The organism is Nocardia macrotermitis, from assembly GCF_009604405.1.
Lineage (GTDB): Bacteria > Actinomycetota > Actinomycetes > Mycobacteriales > Mycobacteriaceae > Nocardia > Nocardia macrotermitis.
The window spans coordinates 268,081-291,003 of sequence record NZ_WEGK01000012.1; the positions used below are offsets into that span (position 1 = coordinate 268,081).

Annotated in this window: 25 protein-coding genes, 1 tRNA gene and 1 pseudogene; 17 read left to right on the plus strand and 10 right to left on the minus strand. The window is 67.5% G+C overall.

Going from position 1 to position 22,923, the window contains the following annotated elements:
* Positions 1–268 precede the first annotated feature (268 nt).
* Positions 269–1,216 carry a LysR family transcriptional regulator gene (locus NRB20_RS26425; protein WP_153413606.1) on the minus strand — a complete coding sequence of 316 codons (948 nt, stop codon included), beginning with the start codon at positions 1,214–1,216 and terminating at the stop codon, positions 269–271.
* A 120-nt stretch (positions 1,217–1,336) separates the two neighbouring features.
* Here NRB20_RS26425 and NRB20_RS26430 point away from each other — a divergent pair, with 120 nt between their 5' ends.
* From NRB20_RS26430 to NRB20_RS26455, 6 genes are all read left to right on the plus strand, one after another.
* Complete coding sequence (locus NRB20_RS26430; RefSeq protein ID WP_153413789.1) at positions 1,337–2,065, plus strand: amino acid ABC transporter ATP-binding protein; 729 nt, start codon at positions 1,337–1,339, stop codon at positions 2,063–2,065.
* Positions 2,066–2,151: 86 nt separating this feature from the next.
* Entirely contained in the window at positions 2,152–3,099 is a 948-nt protein-coding gene (locus tag NRB20_RS26435) for a glutamate ABC transporter substrate-binding protein (protein ID WP_153413608.1), read from the plus strand.
* Between the two features lie 55 nt (positions 3,100–3,154).
* Complete coding sequence (locus tag NRB20_RS26440) at positions 3,155–3,784, plus strand: amino acid ABC transporter permease (protein WP_319945422.1); 630 nt, start codon at positions 3,155–3,157, stop codon at positions 3,782–3,784.
* The gene (locus NRB20_RS26445) at positions 3,781–4,617 is read left to right on the plus strand and encodes an amino acid ABC transporter permease (RefSeq protein WP_153413610.1); all 837 of its coding nucleotides are present in this window, start codon (positions 3,781–3,783) and stop codon (positions 4,615–4,617) included. The genes NRB20_RS26440 and NRB20_RS26445 overlap by 4 nt, the downstream gene beginning before the upstream one ends.
* Positions 4,618–4,690: 73 nt before the next feature.
* Positions 4,691–5,473 carry a class II glutamine amidotransferase gene (locus NRB20_RS26450; protein WP_153413612.1) on the plus strand — a complete coding sequence of 261 codons (783 nt, stop codon included), beginning with the start codon at positions 4,691–4,693 and terminating at the stop codon, positions 5,471–5,473.
* Positions 5,474–5,543: 70 nt separating this feature from the next.
* A complete protein-coding gene (locus NRB20_RS26455) occupies positions 5,544–6,155 on the plus strand; it encodes an alpha/beta hydrolase (RefSeq protein WP_153413614.1) in 612 nt (203 codons plus the stop codon).
* 78 nt (positions 6,156–6,233) lie between these two features.
* Here NRB20_RS26455 and NRB20_RS26460 read toward each other — a convergent pair.
* Positions 6,234–6,620: pseudogene (locus NRB20_RS26460) on the minus strand (LLM class flavin-dependent oxidoreductase); the annotation flags it as partial.
* A gap of 462 nt (positions 6,621–7,082) precedes the next feature.
* Here NRB20_RS26460 and NRB20_RS26465 point away from each other — a divergent pair.
* From NRB20_RS26465 to NRB20_RS37690, 4 genes are all read left to right on the plus strand, one after another.
* On the plus strand, positions 7,083–7,856 hold the full coding sequence (locus NRB20_RS26465) for a PaaX family transcriptional regulator (protein ID WP_153413615.1): 774 nt from the start codon (positions 7,083–7,085) through the stop codon (positions 7,854–7,856).
* 85 nt (positions 7,857–7,941) lie between these two features.
* Positions 7,942–8,853 carry a redoxin domain-containing protein gene (locus tag NRB20_RS26470; protein ID WP_194290015.1) on the plus strand — a complete coding sequence of 304 codons (912 nt, stop codon included), beginning with the start codon at positions 7,942–7,944 and terminating at the stop codon, positions 8,851–8,853.
* Positions 8,853–9,182 carry a thioredoxin domain-containing protein gene (locus NRB20_RS26475; protein ID WP_153413619.1) on the plus strand — a complete coding sequence of 110 codons (330 nt, stop codon included), beginning with the start codon at positions 8,853–8,855 and terminating at the stop codon, positions 9,180–9,182. The genes NRB20_RS26470 and NRB20_RS26475 overlap by 1 nt, the downstream gene beginning before the upstream one ends.
* Positions 9,183–9,291: 109 nt before the next feature.
* Positions 9,292–9,534 carry a preprotein translocase subunit YajC gene (locus NRB20_RS37690; protein WP_194290016.1) on the plus strand — a complete coding sequence of 81 codons (243 nt, stop codon included), beginning with the start codon at positions 9,292–9,294 and terminating at the stop codon, positions 9,532–9,534.
* Positions 9,535–9,731: 197 nt separating this feature from the next.
* Here NRB20_RS37690 and NRB20_RS26485 read toward each other — a convergent pair.
* From NRB20_RS26485 to NRB20_RS26495, 3 genes are all read right to left on the minus strand, one after another.
* Positions 9,732–9,817: transfer RNA gene (locus tag NRB20_RS26485), tRNA-Leu, on the minus strand.
* 99 nt (positions 9,818–9,916) lie between these two features.
* Positions 9,917–10,231, minus strand: a complete 315-nt coding sequence (gene mihF / locus NRB20_RS26490) for an integration host factor, actinobacterial type (RefSeq protein ID WP_153413623.1) — start codon at positions 10,229–10,231, stop codon at positions 9,917–9,919.
* 177 nt (positions 10,232–10,408) lie between these two features.
* Entirely contained in the window at positions 10,409–11,461 is a 1,053-nt protein-coding gene (locus NRB20_RS26495; RefSeq protein ID WP_153413793.1) for an alpha/beta hydrolase, read from the minus strand.
* Positions 11,462–11,898: 437 nt separating this feature from the next.
* On the opposite strand from NRB20_RS26495, the gene NRB20_RS26500 reads away from it, so the two are divergent.
* Positions 11,899–12,294, plus strand: coding sequence for a hypothetical protein (locus NRB20_RS26500; RefSeq protein WP_153413625.1), 396 nt, complete (start codon positions 11,899–11,901; stop codon positions 12,292–12,294).
* 7 nt (positions 12,295–12,301) lie between these two features.
* Here NRB20_RS26500 and NRB20_RS26505 read toward each other — a convergent pair whose 3' ends face one another.
* Positions 12,302–12,853, minus strand: a complete 552-nt coding sequence (locus NRB20_RS26505; RefSeq protein WP_319945423.1) for a PadR family transcriptional regulator — start codon at positions 12,851–12,853, stop codon at positions 12,302–12,304.
* Positions 12,854–13,038: 185 nt separating this feature from the next.
* Here NRB20_RS26505 and NRB20_RS26510 point away from each other — a divergent pair, with 185 nt between their 5' ends.
* Both NRB20_RS26510 and NRB20_RS26515 read left to right on the plus strand, forming a co-directional pair.
* Positions 13,039–14,037, plus strand: coding sequence for an NAD(P)H-dependent flavin oxidoreductase (locus NRB20_RS26510; protein ID WP_153413629.1), 999 nt, complete (start codon positions 13,039–13,041; stop codon positions 14,035–14,037).
* Between the two features lie 136 nt (positions 14,038–14,173).
* Positions 14,174–15,166, plus strand: coding sequence for an Acg family FMN-binding oxidoreductase (locus NRB20_RS26515; RefSeq protein WP_153413630.1), 993 nt, complete (start codon positions 14,174–14,176; stop codon positions 15,164–15,166).
* Between the two features lie 203 nt (positions 15,167–15,369).
* Here NRB20_RS26515 and NRB20_RS26520 read toward each other — a convergent pair whose 3' ends face one another.
* Positions 15,370–15,942: a TetR/AcrR family transcriptional regulator gene (locus NRB20_RS26520; RefSeq protein ID WP_153413632.1), complete on the minus strand. Its 573-nt coding sequence runs from the start codon at positions 15,940–15,942 to the stop codon at positions 15,370–15,372.
* A 127-nt stretch (positions 15,943–16,069) separates the two neighbouring features.
* On the opposite strand from NRB20_RS26520, the gene NRB20_RS26525 reads away from it, so the two are divergent.
* On the plus strand, positions 16,070–16,804 hold the full coding sequence (locus tag NRB20_RS26525; protein WP_153413634.1) for an SDR family NAD(P)-dependent oxidoreductase: 735 nt from the start codon (positions 16,070–16,072) through the stop codon (positions 16,802–16,804).
* A gap of 218 nt (positions 16,805–17,022) precedes the next feature.
* Positions 17,023–17,427 (plus strand): hypothetical protein, encoded by a 405-nt coding sequence (locus NRB20_RS26530; RefSeq protein ID WP_153413636.1) that lies wholly within the window; start codon positions 17,023–17,025, stop codon positions 17,425–17,427.
* A gap of 36 nt (positions 17,428–17,463) precedes the next feature.
* On the opposite strand, the gene NRB20_RS26535 is transcribed toward NRB20_RS26530, so the two are convergent.
* Positions 17,464–18,387: a helix-turn-helix transcriptional regulator gene (locus NRB20_RS26535; protein WP_153413638.1), complete on the minus strand. Its 924-nt coding sequence runs from the start codon at positions 18,385–18,387 to the stop codon at positions 17,464–17,466.
* A 118-nt stretch (positions 18,388–18,505) separates the two neighbouring features.
* Here NRB20_RS26535 and NRB20_RS26540 point away from each other — a divergent pair, with 118 nt between their 5' ends.
* Positions 18,506–19,549, plus strand: a complete 1,044-nt coding sequence (locus NRB20_RS26540) for an NAD(P)-dependent alcohol dehydrogenase (protein ID WP_153413640.1) — start codon at positions 18,506–18,508, stop codon at positions 19,547–19,549.
* 807 nt (positions 19,550–20,356) lie between these two features.
* Positions 20,357–20,716, plus strand: a complete 360-nt coding sequence (locus NRB20_RS26545) for a hypothetical protein (protein ID WP_153413642.1) — start codon at positions 20,357–20,359, stop codon at positions 20,714–20,716.
* A 119-nt stretch (positions 20,717–20,835) separates the two neighbouring features.
* Here the strand turns inward: NRB20_RS26545 and NRB20_RS26550 are convergent, their stop codons facing one another.
* Positions 20,836–21,789, minus strand: a complete 954-nt coding sequence (locus tag NRB20_RS26550; RefSeq protein WP_153413644.1) for an amidohydrolase family protein — start codon at positions 21,787–21,789, stop codon at positions 20,836–20,838.
* Between the two features lie 8 nt (positions 21,790–21,797).
* Entirely contained in the window at positions 21,798–22,919 is a 1,122-nt protein-coding gene (locus NRB20_RS26555) for an amidohydrolase family protein (protein WP_319945424.1), read from the minus strand.
* Between the last annotated feature and the right edge of the window lie 4 nt (positions 22,920–22,923).

Below are 22,923 nucleotides of genomic sequence, written 5' to 3' on the forward strand. Positions count from 1 at the left end.
GCTGCCGAACAACATCGAAAGACCACCCTCTCCCGTCCCGGCGATGCCCCTGAGAAGGCCGGGTAGCGCCGACGTGCGCACTCATCCGGTGGTTACATCCGGATGATCGGAAGATGATCTTTCTGTAAAAAATTCGAGAGGTCAGCGGTATCGATCATGGTGAGTCGAATCCCCCACGCCCACAACGGCATACACGACCGCACACGCAGGACGCCGCTACCGGTGACAACCGGACACGAACTGATTTTCGAGCAGATACGTTGGGCGGTCAGCGGTCTCGATCGGGGTGAGTCGAATCTCCGGTGAGTTCGGGCCCCGCGCCCAGCCCCAGCGCGCCCGCTGCCGCACCGAGCGCGGAGATCATCGCGGAAACCTGCGCGGACTTCAGCAGATCCGGCCACAGCATGGCGTAGATGTTTCGAGTCGGCCACCCGCGTAGCGGCCGGGCCACGACCTGGGGGTGGGTATGCGCGGCGACGCCGAGCTCGTTCATGATGGCCAGCCCGATCCGATTCGCCACCAACGCGTGGATGGTGAGCTGGTCGTCCGATGTCGCCGCGATTCGCGGGGTGAATCCGGCCTCCCGGCACGCTGCCAGGAAGCGGGTGCGGACGGTTTCCAGAATCCAGCGTTCCCCGGAGAGATCGGCGAGCGACACCGAGGCCGCGTCGGCCGCGGGATGGTCGGCGGGCAGCAGCACGCAGCGTTGATCGCTGAGCAGCGGAATGCGTTGCAGCCGTGGGTCGGGCGGATTCTCCGCATCGTCCAGGTCACAGACCACCGCGAGATCCACTTCACCGCTGAGCACCAGTCGATGCGAGATCCCGCACTCGGTCTGGGTCAGCACGACCTCGAGTTCGGGATGGGTGCGCCGCAGCCTGGCCAGCGCAGCGGGAACCAGTCCGACACAACCACTTTGGAAGGCCGACATCCGCACCTGTCCCCCGCCCGCCGACACCAGCGAGGCCAGCTCGTTCTGAGCGGTGCGCAGCGTGGCGAGCACGGTCTCGGCGTGGCGCGCCAGCGCCGCACCCACGGGAGTCAGCCGGACCCGGCGTCCGTACCGGCTCGTAAGAGGCGCTCCCACAGCGCGTTCCAGCGTTCGTATCTGGTAGCTGACAGCGGGCTGGGTGTAGCCGAGCGCATCCGCCGCGCCGGTGAAGGTGCCGCTGCGAGCGACCTCGACCAGAACCTGAAGCTGCCGTGGGTCGTACATCGGGCCAGGCTAAGCCCACTCATAAACAAATTCCACACGAAGGCGACGAAACCTTCATTGGACCAACGGTTCCCGCGTCGTCATGCTTCGTACATGCCTTCCGATTCCCCATCACAACCACTGCTCCGCCTCGGCGGGGTCGACAAGTCGTTCGGGGCGCATCAGGTGCTCCACGGCATCGATCTCGAGCTGCGCGCCGGGGAGGTGGTCGTGCTGCTCGGCGCGTCCGGTTCCGGTAAATCGACGCTGATCCGCTGCGTCAACCGGCTCGAGACGATCGATGCCGGGGAGATCCTGCTGGACGGCGTCCCGATGCCCCTGGAGGGACGCGAGCTGGCACGGATGCGGGCACAGGTGGGCATGGTGTTCCAGTCCTTCAACCTCTTCGGGCACAAGACGGTACTGGAGAACATCACCCTGGCCCCGGTACGCGTGAAGGGCGTGCCGAAGGAGCGGGCGATCGAGCGCGCGCACGAACTGCTCGCCCGGGTGGGTCTGGCCGATAAGGCCGCGGCCTATCCCGCGCAGCTGTCCGGCGGCCAGCAGCAGCGGGTCGCGATCGCCCGCGCCCTGGCCATGGAACCCCGGGTGCTGCTGTTCGACGAACCGACCTCCGCACTGGATCCGGAAATGACCAACGAGGTCCTGGACGTGATGAGCGAACTCGCACGCGAAGGGATGACCATGCTCGTGGTCACCCACGAAATGGGATTCGCCCGCCGCGTCGCGGACCGGGTGGTGTTCATCGACGCCGGACGGATCGTGGAATCCGCACCACCGCAGGACTTCTTCGCCGGACCGCGCACCGATCGCGCCCGCGAGTTCCTCTCCAAGATCCTCACACACTGAAATTCACACCCGCTGAACATATTTCGCACGTCGAAGCAGATCTCACCTGTTTCGGCCATCCCGTCGACCGTCGAAAGAGCACGCCCATGAGCCCGTCCGTGCCGCGCCGCACGCTGCCCGCCGCCATCCTGGCCACCGCCACCGCCCTGCTGATGACCGCCTGTGGATCATCGTCCCTGCCCGCCGCCGCAGGATCCGGCGGCGCCGCGAATTCCGATGCCTACCAACATGTCCTGGACACCGCACCGGTCGCCGACGCCTCGGAGATGCCCGAGGGCAGTCTGATGGCGACGATCAAGGCGCGCGGCCAGCTCGTCGTGGGCGGCACCGATACCGCGGCGGTGTTCTCCCTGACGGACCCGATGACCGGTAGGACGACCGGCTTCGACGCCGGGCTCGCGGCAATGCTGGCCAAATACATCACCGGCAAGACCGATATCAAGCTGACGCAGGTGCAGGTCGCCAACCGCGAGGCGCTGCTCCAGAACGGCGCCGTGGACACGGTTTTCGCGACCTACACCATCAATGCCAAACGCGCGCAGCTGGTCGGATTCGCCGGTCCGTACTACTCCTCGGGCGATGCGATCCTGGTGAAGAAGGCGGACAACTCGATCACGAAGGTCGCCGACCTGAACGGCAGGAAGGTCTGCACCGAGTCCAGTTCCACTGCCGCACAGGACATCAAGGAGCACGCGCCCGGGGCCGAGCTGGTGCTGTTCGATACGAATTCGCAGTGCGTGCAGGCCGTGCAACAGGGCCGCGCCGACGCGTACGTACTGGATCAGGCGATTCTGCTGGGTGATGCGTACCGGGAGCCGGACAAGGTGAAGGTGGTCGGCCAGCCGTTCACCACCGAGCCCTACGGCATCGGCCTGCCGCTGAACCACCCGGAGATGAAGACCTTCGTGAACAACTGGCTGAAGAAGATCGAAGCCGACGGTGAGTGGGCGGCCCTGTGGCAGGCCACCGTCGGCGCGATCCTGCCCGGCCCGGTCCCCGCTCCCCCGGTCATCGGCTCGGTCGCGGGCAGCTGACCGGCGAAATCCCTTCGAGCACAACGCAGAACAGAACGAGGAAGGAAGATCCGAGGTGATTTGGGCGGATCTGGGCCCGGCCCTGGAACGAACGCTCGGCCTGGTCGTACTGACCTATCTGGGCGCACTCGCACTCGGCATACTGCTGGCGATATGCCGGATCGGCCCGGTGCCGCCACTGCGCGCCGCGGCCACCGCCTACGTCACGGTATTCCGCAACGTGCCCCTGCTGGTGCTGTTGGTGCTGTTCACCTTCGGCCTGCCCACCGTGGGACTGCTCATCCCGCTGTACTACAACGCCGCGCTCGCGATGGCGCTGTACTGGGCGGCCTTCGTCTGCGAGGTGGTGCGCAGCGGCGTGCGGACCGTCCCGCGCGGTCAGGTCGAGGCCGCTCGTGCGCTGGGCATGTCGCTGGGCCAGTGCCTTGGACTGGTCATCCTGCCGCAGGCCCTGCGCACGATGGTCCAGCCGCTGGCCAACATATTCATCGGATCGGCCCTGGCGACCGCGCTGGCGGCCGCGGCCGGGGTCTCCGAACTCACGTTCTGGTATCAACAGCAGGCCAATCAGGCCGGTAGTCCGCTGACCTCCTTCGTGATCGTCGCGGCGATCTACGTGGTGATCGCGCTCACCGCCGGACTCGTCGCAGGCCGCATCGAGGAGAGGGTGGCGATCCACCGATGACGACACTGGTCGCCGAACGCAAACACCCGCGTGTGAGCGAATCACGCACCGAGGAAACGCTTTTCGACGCACCCGGCCCCCGGGGACGCCGCCGGATCCGGATCGCCACCACACTCGCGACACTCGCACTGATCGCCTTGGCGGCCTTCGTGATTCGCCAGTTCGCCGCGCACGGTCAGCTGTCGGCCGACCAGTGGCGGGTGTACACGCTCGCGCCGATCTGCCGATATCTGCTGACCGGCGCGGTGAACACCCTGCTGGTCACCGCGGTAGCCGCGGCGCTGGCCTTTCCGCTCGGCGGCGTGTTCGCTCTGATGCGGTTGACCCGCAACGCACTGCCGCGGGTGTTCTCGCGCCTGTGCACCGAACTGCTGCGGGCGACACCGCTGCTGCTGTTGTTGTATCTGTTCCTGTTCGGTCTGCCCCGCCTCGGCATCGGCTTGCCGCCGTTCTGGCAGTTGGTGATTCCCATCGCGCTGACCAATGCGGCGGTGATCGCCGAACTCGTCCGGGCGGGCGTGGCGGCGCTGGACCCCGGGCAGGGCGAGGCCGCCGCGAGCCTGGGGCTCACCCGATGGCAGTCGATGCGCTATGTCGTGCTGCCGCAGGCGATTCGGCGGCTCGTCCCGGCACTGGTCAGTCAACTCGTGCGACTGCTCAAGGACTCCACCCTCGGCTATGTGGTCAGCTTCCTGGAACTGCTGCACCGCGCGCAGGTGCTCGGCGAATACGAACACACCCTGCTGTCCGCCTATCTGGTCACCGCCGCGGTGTTCATCGTGGTCAACGCGTCGCTGGCGAAGACCGCGGACGTGCTCGAACGTCGCCTCTGACAACGAACGTCGTCTCCGACGTCCCCGGCGCCGGGCAATCGCCCCGCGTCACTCGATCGAAAGGCTCTCGCGAATGTGTCGTCTGCTCGGCGTGGTCACCCGCGTCCCCCGGCCGTTGACCGAAACACTCGAAGGTCTGCTCGAACCGTTCACCGCACTGTCCCGCGAGCACATCGACGGCTGGGGCATCGCCGCACGCCGCGGCCGTGAACAGATCCTCACGCGCGGAACCGATCCCGCCTATGCCAGCCCGGCCTACCGCAGCGCCACCCGGGTCACCGCGGACGCGGCCCTGCTGCATCTACGCCTGGCGTCCCCGGGTGCCGCGGTACGGCCGGGCAACACCCATCCGTTCGTCGCGGGCACCCTCGCCTTCGCGCACAACGGATTCTTCTCCCCACGCGAGGCGCTGGACGATCTGATCGAACCCGAACTCCTGGCCGGGGCAACCGGTGACACCGACTCCGAACGCTTCTTCCTGCGCGTGCTCAGCCGATTGCACGGCGAGAACACCGATCCCATCGATGCCCTCGCCCACACCGCCGCCGACATCGGCTCCCGCGCGGATTTCGGCAGCCTCAACTGCCTGCTGCTCACCGAGAGCGCGCTCTACGCCTACGCACAGGAGGACCCCGAATCGGAGGTGAGCCGACGCCGCGGCCCCGAATTCTTTCGCATGCACTACCGCATCGGAGCCGACGACGCCGTGGTCACCTCGAACGGTGTAGCCACCGGCGAGAACTGGGAAACCCTGCCCTACGGGCGAATCCTGGAAATCCGGCGAAGCGACCTGCGCGTCTCCACCCACGCCGTGACCACCGCCGCCCCGCTGCGACACGCGCCCGATACTCCCTAGCCGCGCCGGATCGTGCCCGCCGGCCGGAGGAAGTTCTCACGATCACGCCGATGCGGTGCGGTCGGCGGCGATGATGCTGCTGAGTACCCCGGGGTACCGGCTCTCCAACTCCGCACCGCGCAGCTCGTGGCGGCGACGACTGCCCTCCGGACTGATGGCACGGTTGCATGTACAGGAGTGGGCCGACGACCTGCTCGAGGTCGCACCGGACGATGTCGAACTGGCGATCGGGCACTCACTGGGTGGCGTCCTGCTGGCCATGATCGTCGAACATCTGTGGCCCCGGCGCGCGGTCTACGAGGACCCCGCCTGGCATCCGGGCGACACCCCGTTCAGCTCCGCACAACCGGCGATCCGGGCGATGAAGGACCTCGACGCCGCGCAGTTGCGTTCGCTGTCCCCACGATGGAGCGAGGCGAGCGTACAGGCCGAACTCGACGCACTCGCCACCTGGGACCCCGACACCACACGCCTGCGCTATCTCGAAACCGCCTACGCACCAACGTATCCCGTGGCGCCCTCGCTCATCGTGCTCGCCGGCCCGAGTATGTTGCTGCCGCCACCGCTGGCGCAGAGGTATCGATCGGCCGGCTTCGAAACCCGCACTGTGGCCGACACCGGCCACAGCGTCCACGTCGATGACTTCGAGGGTTTGCTGACAGCGCTCGACGGGTGGATCTGATCCCACTCGCCTCGGGATCGGCGGGATTCACGCGCCGTCCCGTTTCACGAAGCCAATCGCAGCGGCTGCGCGATCGAGCGCAGCGCCGCAATTCCCCGCTGCCGCAGGCGAATACGTCGTTACCACGTTCCAGCCCACCCGCCCGCCGCTGGCGTGGTCCAGTGCCAGCATGCGCTCGGCCGATTCGATCGGATCGTTGAACGTGGTGGACAGGGTGCCGATCAGGCCCAGCTACTCGGTCTCGGCGGCGACGGTCGCCAGAATCACGCTCGGCTCGAGCGCCCGACCGGGCTTGAACCGCGGATCCTCACGCAACGCCGGGCCGTCGGCGAGGAACAGCGCGTCGAGGCTGCCGCGTTCGGCAGTGCGGGCGGCCTGCGCGAAATTCTCCGGATCGACGAATGCGTCGGCCCGCACATCGTCCAGAGTCCACGCGCCGGGGGCGATTCCGAGAGGCTGCGCCACCGCCGAATCGGCGTCGAGGCAAACGCATCGCCACCGCCGAGTAGGACATCGGCCAGTCCGGCGAGTTCGGCGAATTCGCCGGACACCGGCGGTTCCACGAAGATCGGCGGCTTGACCTGCGGCGGTTCGGGAATATTCAGTGGGCCCGAAATACTGTGCGCCCCAACATGATCGATCGATCCGAGCCGCCACGTCAGATTGTAGGGATGGTCCCGCAACACCGAACCGCCCACCACCAGCCCCACCGAACGGGTGTGCCGCGCCAGTACCGTCGCGGCGATCGACGGATCGAACCGGGCGTCACCAATAGGCTCCCGGCCGGTCGCTGGTGTCTTGCTATTCCGCTTGGTTGACGCGCGGTAGTGTTCGGCGGCACCGTGACCGACACCACGCTCACATTCCCGACAGGAGCCCAGCATCGATACGCCCGCCCGGCCCACCACCGCATCCGCCGCGAGCACCTTGGTAGCGGTGCTCGGCGAATATGTGGCCCCGGAGAATTCGACCGTCCCCCAGGCGATTCTGGTGAAGGCATTGGGCGCACTCGGACATTCACCGGCGGCCGTGCGCCAGGCGATCTCCCGCTCGGCCCGGGAAGGTGCGCTGACCACCACCCGACGCGGCGGTGGCGCGGTCGTGGAATTGCGCGAGCAGGCCCGTGTCATGCTGCTGCGTGGCGCGAAAGCCCTCGACACACCCGCCGATGACACCGATTGGGACGGCCTGTGGTCGGTGTTCGTCGTGCGCACCCAGGGGCAGGATCAACGCTCCCGCTACCGACTGCGAACCTCCATGCTCCTGGAGGGCCTGGGCTATCTCGGCAACGGCGTCTGGCTCGCACCGCACCGGCGATTCCACGATGAAATCCTCAGCGCGCTGTCGGCCGAACCCGGTACCGAGGTGACGGTACTGAGTTCCCGCATCGAACATCCCGAGGTCCTCGACGTGGTCGAGCGGGCCTGGGATCTGGACGCGATCGCCCAGCGCTACGACCGCTTCATCGACGAATTCGACCAGCGCGCACCGACCACCGACCAGGAGTTCTTCGCCGCCTGGACCGAACTCGTCCACGCCTGGCGCGAATGTGTGATCACCGAACCGGGCCTGCCGGCCGAGGTTCTGCGTCCGGACTGGCCCAGGGATCGCGGCCGGGAGCTGGTTGTCGCTCGGCGCGCGACGTGGCGGGCTCCGGCGCACGCCTTCTTCACGACACTGGCCGAGAACACAGCACAGTGATGTGACACATATTTTCAATAGGTGAAACTATAGTCACATAATCGGTATGGTGGGTCGGGTAGATGTTCCGACGAAAGGATCGGCCATGATCCACCTGGAGAGCGCACCCGGCGGCGTCCGCCGCTGGTTCGACGTACTGCTTTCCCCCGCAGCGCTTCTCGATGATCTGCGCCCGATCCTCGCCCCATCGGTGGTGTTCACCTTCGCGGGTCGCCGCATCGAGGGAGTCGACGCCGTACTCGCGCACGCGCGAACGATGCCGGTGCGCCGCCTCGGCGACGGCGAGTGGTCCGTACTGCCGGTCCGGGACGACCATCGGGTCACCGTCCGGATCACCGGCCCCGACGGCGCGAGCCTGCCCGGTCCCGGCGGTCCGATGGTGGCCATGGATTTCGAGTTCACCCTCGACGACCAGGGCCGTATCACCGGCCTGAGCCCTCATCCTCATCATCTGGAACCGGCCGATCTGGCCGCTGCCCTGAGCGCCGGGATGCGAGCCCCGGATTTCACCCTGCCCGACACCAGCGGAACCCCCGTCTCGCTACACGCCGACCACGACGGGGTGACCGTCGTGGTGTTCACCTGCAATGCCTGCCCGTGGGCACTGGGCTGGCACGACCGCCTCCAGCAGGTGGCCCGCGACTACGCCGGCGCGGGAGTGCGCATGCTCCAGATCAACGGCAACGATCCGCAGATCAGCCCGAGGGACACCACCGAAGAATCCCGCCGCCGCGTCACCGAGGGCGATTTCGCGAGCCCGTATCTGCTCGACGCCGGGCAGCGAATCGCCCGCCAGTGGGGCGCCCGGCACACTCCGGACGTCTTCGTCCTGAACCCCGACGGGGTGATCGCCTACCACGGCGCTCCCGACGCCGACGCCTACGACGACTCCCTGCACGCGCAGTGGCTGCGCACCGCGCTCGATCACATCCTGACCGGTGGCCCCACGATCGCCGACACCGAGCCGATCGGCTGCACCATCAAGTGGACGCTGTAATGCCGACGCCCCGAATCGAATTGCTGTGGTGGCCCGGCTGTCCCTCGCATCCCCGGGCGAAAACCATGCTCGCGGAAGCGCTCCGGGAACACGGCCTCGATCCCGAACGCATCGAAGCTCGCCAGGTTCTCACTCTCGAAGAGGCAAGGGCCGAAGCCTTCGTCGGCTCACCGACCATCCGGATCAGCGGCGTGGACATCGCACCGCCGGACGACCCGACCCCCGCCCTCACCTGCCGCCTCTACTTCGACCGCGACGGCCGCCCCGGCCCGCTCCCGGACCCGCGGGACCTGCGCGATGCCCTCGACCGGGCCATCTCAACCGCGTGAAAGCTGTTCGATGCCAACAATATTCGCAGACACGCTCGGTGCACTCCCGCCAGGCGTTCCCGGGTTGCCCGGCTCCCCGACAGCTTCCGGCGGCCCGTGGTGGCAGCAGTTGACGCTCCTACTGCCACTGGCCATCCCGCTACTTCTGGGCCTGGCATTCCGCCTGCACAAGAAGCGCAGAGCACGAGAACTACACCGCCGACTGCGCCCCGGCCATCGTGTCGTCACCCATGGCGGACTGCACGGCGTCATCGCCCACCTCGACGAGTCCGTAGTCGGCCTGGAAGCGACGCCGGGCGTTGTCCAGGTCTACGACCGGGCCGCAATCGCGCGTGTGCTCAGTCTGGGTTAGCCCGGAGATTGTGCTGCTCCCAGCTCAACAGAAGCGGCGATTTGCCCGCATCCGTGGTAGCGCCTTCTTCCGACACGAGGATCGGTATTCCATGCCCACGGGTTGGGCGCGGGCGGCGCGGATCCTTCGCCTGGAGCGAAAGTCAGGTCCAGAAACAACGAAAGCCGTTGCGATGCAACGGCTTTCGTTTCGAACTGTGTCCGGAGGGGGACTTGAACCCCCACGTCCGTTAATAGGACACTAGCACCTCAAGCTAGCGCGTCTGCCATTCCGCCACCCGGACCGGTGGTGCTCAGCAAGATTATCGGATCAGTCCGCGTGGACCAAATCACTGGTGTTCACGCAGGTCGCGGGGCTGATCGGGTGCTGAGCGCCGCCGGGATCAGTTGCTGATCGCCTCGAGCAGGGCGGCGCGCTGACGGGAGCCGAGGCCGCCGATGCGACGGTCGGCGGGGATCTCGGCCTCGTCCATCAGTTTGGCGGCCTTGACCGGGCCGATGCCGGGCAGCGCCTTGATGACCGCGGCGACCTTCGTCTTCTTCACCAGGTCTTCGTTGTCGGCCCGCTCGAGCACCTGCGACAGCGACACCGATCCCTTGCGGATCTGCTCGATCAGCTCCGACCGGGCCTTGCGTACGGCGGCAGCCTTCGCCAGCGCCTCGGAGCGTTGCTCGGCCGTCATGGTGGGAAGTGCCATGTCTACTACCTTTCACTCGTTCGCTGGAACTGCAACGGCACCGATTGAACATCACCGAGTGCCGGGCTGTGTAACGACACACCGCGAGGATAGACGGGGTAACGAGCCGACGTCACGTGGTCGGGAGCATCGGATGCGGGTAATTTGCCCGAGCGACGAGCCGGAAGCGCGGACCGGTCAGATGCCCAGTCCGGATGCGAGTACCGGCCAGGACCGCACGAACGCGTCGTTCCAGTAGCCCCAGGAGTGGGTTCCGGTCGCGGTGTAGTCGTAGGTGGCGGGGATGCCGAGTTGGTCCAGGCGCTCCTGCAGGTGGTGGGTGCAGGCGTTCACCCCGGCCTCGATCAGGCCGCCGAGCAGGATCTGGTTGGCCAGCGTGTCTGGGGTGCGGGTGAATCCGTAGGTCAGGTACGGGCTGTCCAGGGTGTCGTGCTGGCCGGGCAGCCCGGTTCCGGCGGAGATGAATATCTTTGTCCCACGCAGCTTTTCGGCATGCACGTACGGGTCGTTGGCCGCCCACAGCGGGCTGTTGTCCGGGCCCCACATGTTGGCCGGGTTGCCGTGACCCCAGAACGAGACCATGGTCTTGATCTCCTGCTGGCCGAGCGGGTCGCTGGTCTGCGCGCAGCCGCTGTAGGAGGCGATGGCGCGGTACAGGCCCGGTCTCGCGATGGACAGCGCGAAGACCGATTCACCGGCCATCGACAGCCCGGCGATGGCGTTGCGGCCGTCGGTGGCCAGGGCCGCGTCGATCAGCGGGGGTAGTTCGCGGGTGAAGAAGGTGGTCCACTTGTTGCGGCCGAGGGTGGGATCATCCTTGATCCAGTCGGTGTACACGCTCCACGCGCCGCCGATCGGCTGCACCACGTTGACGTTCTTGTCGGTGAGGAATTGCAGGACGTGGGTCATGGTGGCCCAGCTGTCGCCGTCGGAGCCGCCGCCGGAGCCGTTGAGCAGGTACAGCACCGGGCGCGGGGTGGAGGTGTCGGCGGGGCGTTGCACGTCGACGGCGATGTCGCGGCGCATCGCGGCCGAATGCACCTGCACGGTCAGGCGCCGGGTGTCGTGGACGGTGAGTTTCGTGATCCGGGAGCCGTCGGGAGCGTTCACGGTGGCCGCGGACCGCCCGGAGGAGGTGATCGGATCCGGCGGCGGGGTGGCCGATCCGGTGGCCGTTGTCACGACGGCGGCGGTGAGGGTGGTGACAACTGCGAGTGCGGCCACCCGCATCGCGTCTCCGGGTGTCAATTCGAGATCTCCGTTTTCGGCCGAGCGATTTTCGGTGCCGCGCGTCGCGGCGGGGTCCACTCTCGCATACGGTTCGCGCGCGAGAATACGGATTTCCCGTCGGGCGATACCGGCTGCAACATTTCGAATACGACTGTGGCGCAGTGACTATCGGGATATTCCGGAATAGCGGACAAAACATCTCGAGACGCCCGGACCGGGGACCGGCGGCGCATATGAGCCGCGGCGTCAGGTCACGACATCGGGCACGCTCCGGCAAGCGAGTGTATTGGCGCTGGTGACGCGGCCGCTGGAGCGGATTCGGGATTCGTTCGAGGCCGAGCGGTCCGCGGTGTCATGCCGCGAATCGGGCACGGGGAGGGCTTACAGTTGGCGCGGGCGGCGGGGTTCGCCTCCTGAATCGATCGGAAGGAACCGGGATGCGCCGCACGCTCTCCGCGTTGTCCGCACTGGCCGCGATCCTGCTCACGGTGCCCGTCGCGGGGTGTTCCGCGTCGCCGGGCGGTTCGGCCGCGCCCTCCTCGGCGCCGGCCTCGGCGCAGGGGACGGTGAAGGTGCAGGCCGGAACCGGTACCGAGCGGTTCCCGGTGCCGATGGTCGCGGTGCGGGTCACCAGTTGTGCCGCGGACGCCGCCCTGGCGACGTTGACCACCGGCAACGACGGTGCGGCCAGCGGCAAATTCCCGCCGGGGTGCTACCGCGCGACGGTGACCTCGGTGCCGTCGGGGTGTGCGCCCGATGCCGTGGCGAACGCCCGGGTCGATGTGAAGGCCGCCGATACCGCCGTGGCGAAGTTCCTGATCCACTGCGCCTGAAGTCGCGTCATGCGTCGCGGCGGCCGATGGCGTCGATCGTGTCCAGCACCTCACGACACCAATTCGCCTGTGCGCGTTCGGTTTCCAGGCCCGCCTCGAGCAACAGCCGCCGGAGCCGGTCGGCGTCGGTGGTGACAGCGGAGAAGTCGCGGCGTTCGATCTCCTGATAGGTCTCGATTGCCTCGAGGTGGAGGCCGAGATGGTGCGCCACCGCGTCCCGGACGCTCTCGTATTCGCCGGTCGCGGCCGCGGCGCGCACGCGGACGATCAGCGCGTCCCGGGGTGGGGAGGGTTTGTCGACCTGCGCGATCCAGGCGCGCAGCGCGTCGCGTCCGTCCGGTGTGATCGCGAAGCGCTTGGGCTGGCCGCGGCCGGTGGACTGCTGGGGTGTGGTCTCGGCGACCAGGCCGTTGGTGTGGAGGCGGTCCAGTTCGCGGTAGATCTGCTGATGTGTGGCCGACCAGAAGTAGCCGAAGGCGCGATCGAACCGGCGTGTGAGTTCGATGCCGGTCGATTCGCGTTCGGTCAGGGCGGTCAGGATCGCGAACTGCAGGGACACCCGGCACATCGTAGAGAGCCGGTACTCCGGTCGTCGTGCGGACGTGCGGCTCGTGGGCGGCGGTCGTGATGGCTCACACACCTTTGTGCAACTTGTTGCATAATGGTGTGTGGGCGCGTTACGTTCGGCTGGTGGGCCGACCGGTCGTGGGCCCCAGTCGATTCCGCACTGCCGAAGGACTTCTCATGGCTTTGCCCGCCGCCCTGTCCGGTCGCCTCACCCTGCCCGTGGTGTGTTCGCCGATGTTCATCTCCTCCGGTCCCGAACTGGTGATCGCCCAGTGCCAGGCCGGGGTGATCGGATCGTTCCCGGCGCTCAACGCGCGCCCGGCATCGCTGCTCGGGGATTGGCTGGATCGGATCAACGAGGAAACCGCTGCCCACGCCGCGGCCCACCCGGACGCGGTGGTGGCGCCGTTCGCGGTCAACCAGATCGTGCACCGCACCAACGATCGCCTCGAGCACGACATGGCCGTCATCGTCGAGCATCGGGTGCCGATCGTCATCACATCGTTGGGCGCGCGCCCGGAGATCAACGACGCCGTGCACTCCTACGGCGGGATCGTCCTGCACGACGTGATCAGCAACGAATTCGCGCACAAGGCCATCGAGAAGGGCGCCGACGGCATCATCGCGGTGGCCGCGGGCGCGGGCGGTCACGCCGGAACGCAATCACCGTTCGCGTTGGTGCAGGAGATCCGCGAATGGTTCGACGGGCCGCTGCTGCTGTCCGGCGCGATCGCCCACGGTCGCTCGATCCTCGCCGCACAGGCCGCGGGCGCCGATTTCGCTTACATCGGTTCGGCATTCCTGTCGACCGCCGAAGCCACCGCGGCCCCCGGATACAAGCGGATGATCGTCGATTCCACCGCCAAGGACATCGTGTACAGCAACCTGTTCACCGGCGTACACGGCAACTACCTGCGCGGCAGCATCGAAGCGGCCGGCCTGGACCCCGACAACCTGCCCGTGTCGGACCCCACGACGATGAACTTCGGCTCCGGCGGCCTCGGCGAGGCCAAGGCGTGGCGGGATATCTGGGGCGCGGGCCAGGGCATCGGTGCCATCAAAGACAACCTGACCGTCGCCGAACTCGTCGCCGCGTTCCGGACGCAGTACGAACAAGCGCGGCACGCCCTGGGCGACAGGACATCCAGCGTCGGAACACTCGAGCGATCGGCCTGACCGGGGCCTGCTCGTAGCGGAGGACCACCTGTGTCCGGATCAGCGATCGGCAGGTGATCCCAGGAAGGGACCATCGACCCGGTAGTCGGCCCGAACGGCCGTATCCGCCGGGTTCGCCGCCGCGCAGGATTGGTGTATGACAGCGCGCAACCCCATCACCACCGCGCCGGACGCTCGGGCGATCGCGGCCGCGGTGGGGCGGGCCGCGCGCGCTCCGTCCCTGCACAACTCCCAGCCGTGGCAGTGGATCTTCGATGGTGCGCGCCTGCACCTGTATTCCGATCCCGATCGGCGGCTGCCCGCCGCGGACCCGCGCGGGCGTCAGCAGGTGATCAGCTGCGGCGCCGCGCTGCACCATGTCCGCACGGTGCTCGCCACGCTGGGCTGGCACACCGACACCGATCGGCTGCCCGAACCGGATCGGCCGGATCACTTGGCCGCCATCGGCTTTCGGCCCTGGCCGGACCCTCCGCCGGGCATCGCGCGGCGCGCCGCGGCCATCGAGCACCGCCACACCGACCGGCTTCCGATGCTGCCACCGAACGGTTGGAGCGAGTTGGCGCACGCACTGAACCGGCTGGTCACCCCGCACGATCTCACCCTGGACATTCTCGCGGCCGAGGTCCGGCCGCAGCTGGCCGCGGTGTCCGAGCGTGCCGCGGCGGTTCGTGAGTACGACATGTTCTATCAACAGGAAATACAGTGGTGGGCAGGACATTCCGGCACCGTGGAGGGCGTGCCCCCGGCAGCGCTGGCCTCCGACGCGGAGCGCACCCGTGTCGATGTGGGCCGCGCGTTCCCGCGGCCGTCGCATTCCGAGCGCCGCGCCGAGATTCGTGATCGCGCCGAACTCGTGGTGCTCGGTTCGCACGAGGATTCGATCCCGCAGTGGCTGCACACCGGCGAAGCGCTGTCCGCGGTCCTGCTCGAATGCACCGCCGCCGGACTCGCCACCTGCCCACTGACCCACATCACCGAACTACCCGCCGGGCGGCGAACCGTCGCCGCCCTCCTGCCACACCCGGTATCGCCGCAGGTGATCGTCCGCATCGGCACCGCACCCGCCGACGAACAACAGGTGCCCACACCGCGACGACCCCTCGGCGAGATATTTCAGATCCGGCACTGACGGCCCCTATCGCGGATCCCTCCCCCGCACATACCGCGACGGATCGCCCCGGAACCATGACCTTCCTGCGGCGATCACGAAATCGGGACGGGAGCTTCGGCGGTGGCGGAATGGCTCATCGGCGGTAGGCGAGCCGTCGTCGCGTATTCAGTTGCCGCACTGCGGATTCCATGGATACGCGGCAGGACCGATCGATACCGGGATCACGCGGGGATGGCATTGTCGATGAGGACGGCGGCGATAGCGGCGGCGATGGGGAAGCAATCGCCGTCGATGACTCGGGTGCGGGCCGAGGCGCCGTCGATCAGGAGCGCGAGTTGTTCGCCGAGTTGTTCGGGGTCGGTGGCGCCGGCTTCGCGGGCGGTTTCGGTGAGCCGCGCGGCGATGGCGGTCTTGTAGTCGCGGGCGCACCGGGATGCGGGGTGCCGGGGGTCGTGGAGTTCGACGGCCGCCGCGATGTAGGGGCACAGGGGTGTGGACGCGGGCATCTCGAAGGCGGCGAGGAGTCGTTCGCGGGGGGTGAGGTCGGCGCGGTCGAACACTCCGGGCATGACGTCGGGATCGAACCGGCGCAGGTATTCGGCGACCAGTTCGTCCTTGCTGGCGAAGTGCTGGTAGGCCGTGCGTTTGGACACCTGGGCGACCGCGCACAGTTCGTCCATACCGGTCCGGTTGATGCCCTGATCGCGGAACAGTCGCTCCGACGCGCTGAGGATGCGCTCGCGAGCTCCCCTGCCGCGACGCTGGCCTCGCGGACCCTTCTCCAACTCCGTCATGCACCGAGCATAGCTCAGCGGGTACCGATCGGTGTACATAGCTTGCGCCCGGTTGGACCGTCCGATACGGTGAGAAAACCGATCGGTGTACATAACCAAACTGTTCTCGACCCCAGGAGAAAAGATCATGGGAAAGCTCGATGGCAAGACAGCGGTCATCACCGGCGGATCCACCGGCATGGCACTGGCCGGGGCGAAGCTGTTCGTCGAGGAAGGCGCGCACGTCTTCATCCAGGCCCGGCGGCAGGAAGCACTGGACGACGCCGTCGCATCGATCGGCCGCAACATCACCGCCGTCCAGGGCGACGCGGCCGACCTGGACGACCTGGACCGCTTGTACGACACCGTCGCGCGGGAGAAGGGCTCGATCGACGTGCTGTGGGCCAGCGCCGGAATGGGCGAACCCGCGGTCCTCGGCGAGATCACCGAGGAACAGTTCCACCGCGCCTTCTGGCTCAACGCGCGCGGCACCCTGTTCACCGTGCAGAAGGCGCTGCCGCTGATCAACGACAACGGCTCGATCCTCATGACCGGATCCAACGCCTCCCTCGGCGCCTTCCCCGGTTGGAGCCTCTACGCGGGAAGCAAAGCCGTACAACAGGCTTGGGCCCGCGTCTGGCTCAACGAACTGCGCGACCGCGGGATCCGGGTCAACGTCCTGACCCCCGGCCAGGTCGCCACCGCCAAACAGGAAGAACTCTTCGACGAGGCGACCAAGGCCGCGTTCGAGTCCCTCATCCCCCGCGGACAGATGGGCCGCCCCGAAGAGATCGCCACCGTCGCCCTGTTCCTCGCCTCCCAGGACTCCAGCTACGTCAACGGCCTGGAACTGGTCGCCGACGGCGGCACCACCGCCATCTGAAATGCGAATCTGGCCCCGATACCAAGAACTTCGGTGACGACGCCGCGCAGGGATCGATCAACAACGCGGGCAGCCGACGACAACAGGGCCGGTGGACGCACGTCCTCGAAGTGACCGATGAAGAGGAAATCGACTGCACCGGAGGTGAATCCGCGCTCGGCAGCGAGGCGGTGACGCCACCGGTGGCCCGTCCCGGATCGCGGACTACGATCCGCGAGGTGACCACCCCGACACTGCGGGCGTCCGATGCGAGCGGACAGACGCTGGACGACCCGACCGATATCCAGGTGCACGACCTGTTCGCGTGCTTGAACGCGCGCTGGCCGTTCTCGATCGTGGCACGGCTCGATCGAGAACCGCTGGGACACTTCTATTTCCAGATGCACCTCGAGTACGTCGGCGACCAGGACCCGGACGCCGATGAAGAGGTGGACGTCGATTACGAGGTCCAGTTCCGCGACGGCGGCGCCGACAGACACTACCGAGCCCGGGTGCTGGGTGACTACACCATCGCCGGAAAGGATCTCGCCTACCTGGTGTACACGGTCTACCACGCGTGGCGCACCGAAGATCCCGGACTGGCCGAGCTACTGCCGTGGGAATTGCTCGAACCCCACAGCTGAACTACGCAATGACGAAAGCTGTTGTGCGCGTTGGTTTCAGGGGTTCGTCGAGTCGACGGCGGCTCGGGTCGCGTCGGTGCCCCAGCTGGCCAGCAGGCACAGGGCCTCGGCCGACGGGGAACCCGGTTCGGCGTGGTAGACGCACAGATATTGTTCCGCGTCGTCGGGGAGGTGCAGCGTCTCGTAGGCCAGGGTGAGTTCGCCGACCAGCGGGTGTCGCATGCGTTTGAGGCCGTGGCCCTTGTCCTTCACATCGTGTGTGGCCCACAACCGCCGGAACTCCTCGCTCTTCACCGACAGCTCCCCCACCAACGCCGACAGGTCCGGGTCGTCCGGGTGCTGGCCCGCGTACATGCGCAGATAGCTGACCATGTCCGAAGCCTTGGAGTCCCAGTCCAGGAACAGCCGCCGATAGTCCGGGGACAGAAACGTCAGGCGGGCCCAATTGCGTTCCGCGGCAGGCAGTTTCCCCCAGTCACCGAACAGCGCCGCGGCCATCCGGTTCCAGACCAGGATCTCCGAGCGCGCCCCGCCTATGTACGCGGGCATCCCGTCCATCGAATCCACCAGCTGCCGCAGCGTGGCCCGCACCGGCTGCCGCTCGCGCGGGCGCGTCCGGCGCCGCTGCTGCTTCGGTTTGGCCAGATGGATCAGGTGCGCGTGCTCGGCGTCGGTCAAGCGCAGGGCGCGCGCGATCGCGTCGAGCACCTCCGCCGACACATTGCGCCCGTTGCCCTGCTCCAGCCGGGTGTAATACGCGACCGAAACACCCGCCAACTGGGCCAGTTCCTCACGCCGCAGACCCGGCACCCGCCGACGCCGCCCGTGCCAGACGATCCCGACGTCGTCGGGGTCCAGCCGGGCCCGGCGACTGCGCAGGAACTCGCTCAGCTCGGCACGCTGATCCAGACCGTCGGCACGAGCGGACCGAGCGTCGTCCGGGGCAGGGTTGTCGCTCATGGTCTCCAGTATTCCCGGTCGTACGACCGCGAGCCTGACCCTGCCGGTGGTAGGACCACCGGACGTACGCAAAGCGGTGATCTGGGTGGATGCCGGCTCGCCGGGCAGGCTGGAGCCCATGACCACCACTGTTGCCGCCTACGCCGCACCCGGCGCCAAGGCTCCGCTCGAGCGCACCACCATCGAACGCCGTACGGTCGGCGAACACGACGTCCTGATCGACATCCACTTCGCCGGGATCTGCCACTCCGACATCCACCAGGCCCGGGCGGGCTGGGGCGATGCCATCTTCCCGATGGTCCCCGGACACGAGATCGCCGGAATCGTGGCGGCGGTCGGATCCGGCGTGAGCAAGTTCCAGGTCGGCGACCGCGTCGGCGTCGGCTGCATGGTCGACTCCTGCGGCGAGTGCGCCCCCTGCCGCAACGGCCAGGAACAGCACTGCGTACGCGGGAACATCCCGACCTACAACGGCGTCGGCAAGGACGGCGAACCCACCTACGGCGGCTACTCGAAACAGATCGTCGTCACCGAATCCTTCGTCGTCCGCATCCCCGAGAGCCTCCCCCTCGATGTGGCCGCACCGCTGCTGTGCGCCGGGATCACCACCTACTCCCCACTCAAGCGCTGGGGCGCCGGACCCGGCAAGAAGGTCGCGGTGATCGGCCTGGGCGGGCTGGGACACATGGCCGTCAAGATCGCCCACGCCCTCGGCGCGGAGGTCACCGTCCTGTCGCAGTCGCTGCGCAAGAAGGACGACGGACTGAAGCTGGGCGCGGACCACTACTACGCCACCAGCGACCGCGAAACCTTCGAAGACCTCGCCGGATCCTTCGACGTCATCCTCTCCACGGTGTCCGCACCCCTGAACTTCGGCGCCTACCTGGGCCTGCTGAAGACCGGCGGCGCGCTGGTCAACGTCGGCGCCCCCGAGGAACCCATCTCCCTGAACCTGTTCTCCCTGCTCGGCGGCTCCAAGATCCTGGCCGGCTCGATGATCGGCGGCATCGCCGAAACCCAGGAAATGCTCGACTTCTGCGCCGAACACGGCCTGGGCGCGGAGATCGAACTGATCGAGGCCAGCCGGATCAACGAAGCATACGAGCGCGTCGACAACTCGGACGTCCGCTACCGCTTCGTCATCGACACCGCCACGATCTGATCGGCGCCCCGGGCTGGTCATCGAGAGCCGGGAACCCACCCGAACCGCACACCGGAACGAAGGTCCGGCGAGAGGTCGAGGCCACACCGCAGGTACCATCGGGCCTCGAAATTACACGGAGGGGATTACTCGGTTGGTAGCCACGAGCGGTGACAGTTCCGCACTGCGAGCGGAGATCGCCGCCTTCTACTCCGGGTTCGGACAGCCCGAGCTCTCTCCTGCGCGAGACACTCCCGGGTCTTTGCTTTTGTGTGGTTGGTCTTTGACTCGGTTGACTTTAATTTGTAGATGCGCATATAACGATACCTTCGCTCTGGATTGGCTTACTCGCGGGACTGTCCATCAATCCCCACCGCCCGAACCCGCCGAGCCGCATCGCTGACGCCGCGGCTCGTTCTCTTCCCCTCCTTTGGCCCTCTGCAATCCTTTACCTCTCGATGGACCACCCACCCCGAAGATTCATCAGCATCGCCCACTCCCTCAGCCAGCATGCCGACCGTCGATTTCCGCGATCAGCGATCTACAGCGCAGCTGCCGAAGGCAGGGAGACGACCCGATCGTCGACCGAAGTTGCTGTAGCTCTTCGTGATTCACTGCACCGGCTCGTTCGACCGTGGGCTACTGCCACCAAATGTGTTATCGCAGAATGAATCCGACGCCAACTGGACGCAGAGATCGATGTCGGACCGTTGCCGTGCGGCACGCTGCGACGCATCGAGTTACCGGCAACGTTAACAACCCACCGCTGCCACAACGACATTCACGATGGAATTCATTTCGTACGTTCGGATCGGAGTTGACGAAGTAGTGAACCAACGACTGGCCAAGACCGTGGGTGTCGCCGCCCTGAGCATCGCGACCATGGGACTGTTCATCCCCCAGGCCGCCGCCCATCGGGCCGACAACCTCCCGGCGGGCCTGGATTGCGAGCGACTGCATTGCACCAACAACACCAACACCGACTACATCGTCGATTACAAGATCTTCTGCGGCGACATCCGCACCGGCAAGGTCGCGGACGTGTTCGACACCAATGACCTGGTGACCGCGCACCAGAACAAGACCCTGTACCCGGGGTGCCACCGGGGCGAACCGCTGCACACGGACTTCCAGGACGCGCGGGAATCCCACATTCCCGACCATTGGCCGTCGGGCTCGGCGGGCTGAGTCGGCACGTCCGGACCGAATCCGGGTGCCGCACAGACATTTCCGGTCTGCGCGGAACGGCGGCCGTGCCCGATCACGGAGGTGGTCGGGCACGGCCGCACGCGCCATCGCGACGGAACCTATTGGCTCCGAACGGGAAACAGGGTGCGGGCGTGGTCGGTCGTCAGCGCGCGCCAGGTGGGTGCGCCCGCCCGGTCGGCGGCGTCGATGGCCGCGATCTGGGCGGCCACGGCGGCGGGCGGCGTCCAGCAGTAGTCGCTGCCGTACAGCAGACGGTCGAGGCCGAAGGCAGCCTCCAACGCCGGAATCTGGTGCGGGAACGGCGTTCCCGCCATGTCGAACCACAGTCCGCGCAGTTGCTCCGAGGCGGAACGTCCCTGCTGTTCACCGCCGAATGCGGTGCGGAACAGATGAATTCGGTCGGCCAGCAGCGGTAGCACACCGCCGCCGTGGGTGAAGATCCATCGGATGCCGGGATACCGGTCGAGGACCCCGGCGAAGAGCAGATCGGTGGCCGCGCGGGCGGTGTCGAACAGGAATTCCAGCATCGGGCGCGGCAGGCCGACCGATATCGCCTCGGCGTGCGGCGGCGAGGTGGGGTGGACGAAGACGACGGCCCCGCGGCGGTCGAGTTCGGTCCAGATCGGGGCGAAGTGCGCGTCGCCGAGATAGCGGCCGTGCGCATTGGTCTCGATCGCGACCCCGTCGCTGCCGAGAACATCGAGCGCATAAGCGATTTCGGTCAGCGACCCGTCGATATCGGGCAGCGGGAGCGCGGCGAGGTGGCCGAAGCGACCGGGATGCGCCCGGACCACTCCGGTCGCGAATTCGTTCACCTCGCGGGCGAGTTCGCGGGCGGCGCGATCGTCACCGAAGTGCACACCGGGTGAGGACACCGACAGCATCGAGGTGGCGATGCCGGATTCGTCCATCAGCGCCAGATGCGCTTCGGGACTCCATTGCGGCCAGCCCGGCATGCCGTCGGGATGCTCGTGCCCGGCGGCTCGCGCGGCCTGGACGTAGCGCTCGGTGACGAAGTGGGCGTGGACATCGATCAGTGGATCGAGGGGCATGGCCGTGGTCAACCTTTCTCGCCGACCGGAGCTGCGGCGGGCGTGTATTCAATTCCGGCACACCAGATTCGGCGGATTTCCCGGGTGGCGGTGATATCGCCGAGCGGGTCCCGGTCGACGAGCACGAGATCGGCGCGTTTACCGGGTTCGATCACGCCGCGGTCGGACAGGCCGAAGTGCCGAGCCGGGAGCACCGTGGCCGCGCGCAACGCGTCCACCGTCGACAATCCGGCCTCGACCAATAGTTCGAGTTCGCTGTGCAGGCTTTCTCCGTGCGCGACCAAGCGCGGCAGGCCGGGCTGTTCGGCGGCGTCGGTGCCCGCCAGGATGGGCACACCCGCCGCGTACAGCGCGCCCACGCTCGCGCTTGCGCCGGCGAGCGCGTCAGCGTTGCCACGAATCCGCGACAGTGCCCGCATCATCGTCAAGGTCGGCACCGCGACGCGCCGATCGGCGGCTGCCCGGTCGACGAGACTCTGCGCGAGGGGCTCACCGACCGGGATGTGGGTGATGACATCCGCACCGAGTTCGACGGCGGATTCGTAGGCCCCGGGCGACGAGGCGTGGGCGACGACCTGCCGCCCCTGATCGTGGGCGGCGGCGATGACCGCGGCGGCCACGGCGCGATCGGGGCCGCCCTGGCCGGGGGCCTCGAGCACGACCTTGAGGTAGTCGGCACCCTCGGAGATCCGGTGCGCGACGAATTCGCGGGCCTGTTCCGGATCGGCGACCACAGCCTCCTCGGACATGCCGAAGTGCGCGTGCGGGCCGCCGGAGCCGATGACCGGAAGCCCGGGGCTGCGAATATCGGTGAGCCCGTGCGCGTTTCGCAGGGAGTCCACCAGTTCGGCGGGCCAGGTGGCCATGTCCAGGGCGGTGGTCACGCCCCACGCGGCGAGTTGTTCGAGGGTGTGGCGGCCGTGCAGATGCACGTGGGCATCGATCAGGCCGGGCAGCAGTACCCGGCCCTCCGCGGCGATGGTTTCGGTGGCCTCGAGATCGTCGGCGGTGTCGGGGTCGCCGATCACCGCGCCGTCGATGACGACCGTGCACGGCGGGGACAATCGGGTGCCGTCGAAGACGCGGACGCCGGTCAAGAGCGTCCGGTTGACGGGTGGGTTGGTGGTCACTCGG

Excerpts from the sequence above, each read along its gene's own strand:
- NRB20_RS26435 (WP_153413608.1), top strand. The coding sequence starts at position 2,152 with ATGAGCCCGTCCGTGCCGCGCCGCACGCTGCCCGCCGCCATCCTGGCC.
- NRB20_RS26450 (WP_153413612.1), top strand. The coding sequence starts at position 4,691 with ATGTGTCGTCTGCTCGGCGTGGTCACCCGCGTCCCCCGGCCGTTGACC.
- NRB20_RS26515 (WP_153413630.1), top strand. The coding sequence starts at position 14,174 with ATGACAGCGCGCAACCCCATCACCACCGCGCCGGACGCTCGGGCGATC.
- NRB20_RS26500 (WP_153413625.1), top strand. The coding sequence starts at position 11,899 with ATGCGCCGCACGCTCTCCGCGTTGTCCGCACTGGCCGCGATCCTGCTC.
- NRB20_RS26525 (WP_153413634.1), top strand. The coding sequence starts at position 16,070 with ATGGGAAAGCTCGATGGCAAGACAGCGGTCATCACCGGCGGATCCACC.
- NRB20_RS26540 (WP_153413640.1), top strand. The coding sequence starts at position 18,506 with ATGACCACCACTGTTGCCGCCTACGCCGCACCCGGCGCCAAGGCTCCG.
- NRB20_RS26495 (WP_153413793.1), bottom strand. The coding sequence starts at position 11,461 with ATGCGGGTGGCCGCACTCGCAGTTGTCACCACCCTCACCGCCGCCGTC.
- NRB20_RS26510 (WP_153413629.1), top strand. The coding sequence starts at position 13,039 with ATGGCTTTGCCCGCCGCCCTGTCCGGTCGCCTCACCCTGCCCGTGGTG.
- NRB20_RS26470 (WP_194290015.1), top strand. The coding sequence starts at position 7,942 with ATGATCCACCTGGAGAGCGCACCCGGCGGCGTCCGCCGCTGGTTCGAC.
- NRB20_RS26455 (WP_153413614.1), top strand. The coding sequence starts at position 5,544 with ATGATGCTGCTGAGTACCCCGGGGTACCGGCTCTCCAACTCCGCACCG.
- NRB20_RS26475 (WP_153413619.1), top strand. The coding sequence starts at position 8,853 with ATGCCGACGCCCCGAATCGAATTGCTGTGGTGGCCCGGCTGTCCCTCG.
- mihF (WP_153413623.1), bottom strand. The coding sequence starts at position 10,231 with ATGGCACTTCCCACCATGACGGCCGAGCAACGCTCCGAGGCGCTGGCG.
- NRB20_RS26425 (WP_153413606.1), bottom strand. The coding sequence starts at position 1,216 with ATGTACGACCCACGGCAGCTTCAGGTTCTGGTCGAGGTCGCTCGCAGC.
- NRB20_RS26445 (WP_153413610.1), top strand. The coding sequence starts at position 3,781 with ATGACGACACTGGTCGCCGAACGCAAACACCCGCGTGTGAGCGAATCA.
- NRB20_RS26520 (WP_153413632.1), bottom strand. The coding sequence starts at position 15,942 with ATGACGGAGTTGGAGAAGGGTCCGCGAGGCCAGCGTCGCGGCAGGGGA.
- NRB20_RS26535 (WP_153413638.1), bottom strand. The coding sequence starts at position 18,387 with ATGAGCGACAACCCTGCCCCGGACGACGCTCGGTCCGCTCGTGCCGAC.
- NRB20_RS26550 (WP_153413644.1), bottom strand. The coding sequence starts at position 21,789 with ATGCCCCTCGATCCACTGATCGATGTCCACGCCCACTTCGTCACCGAG.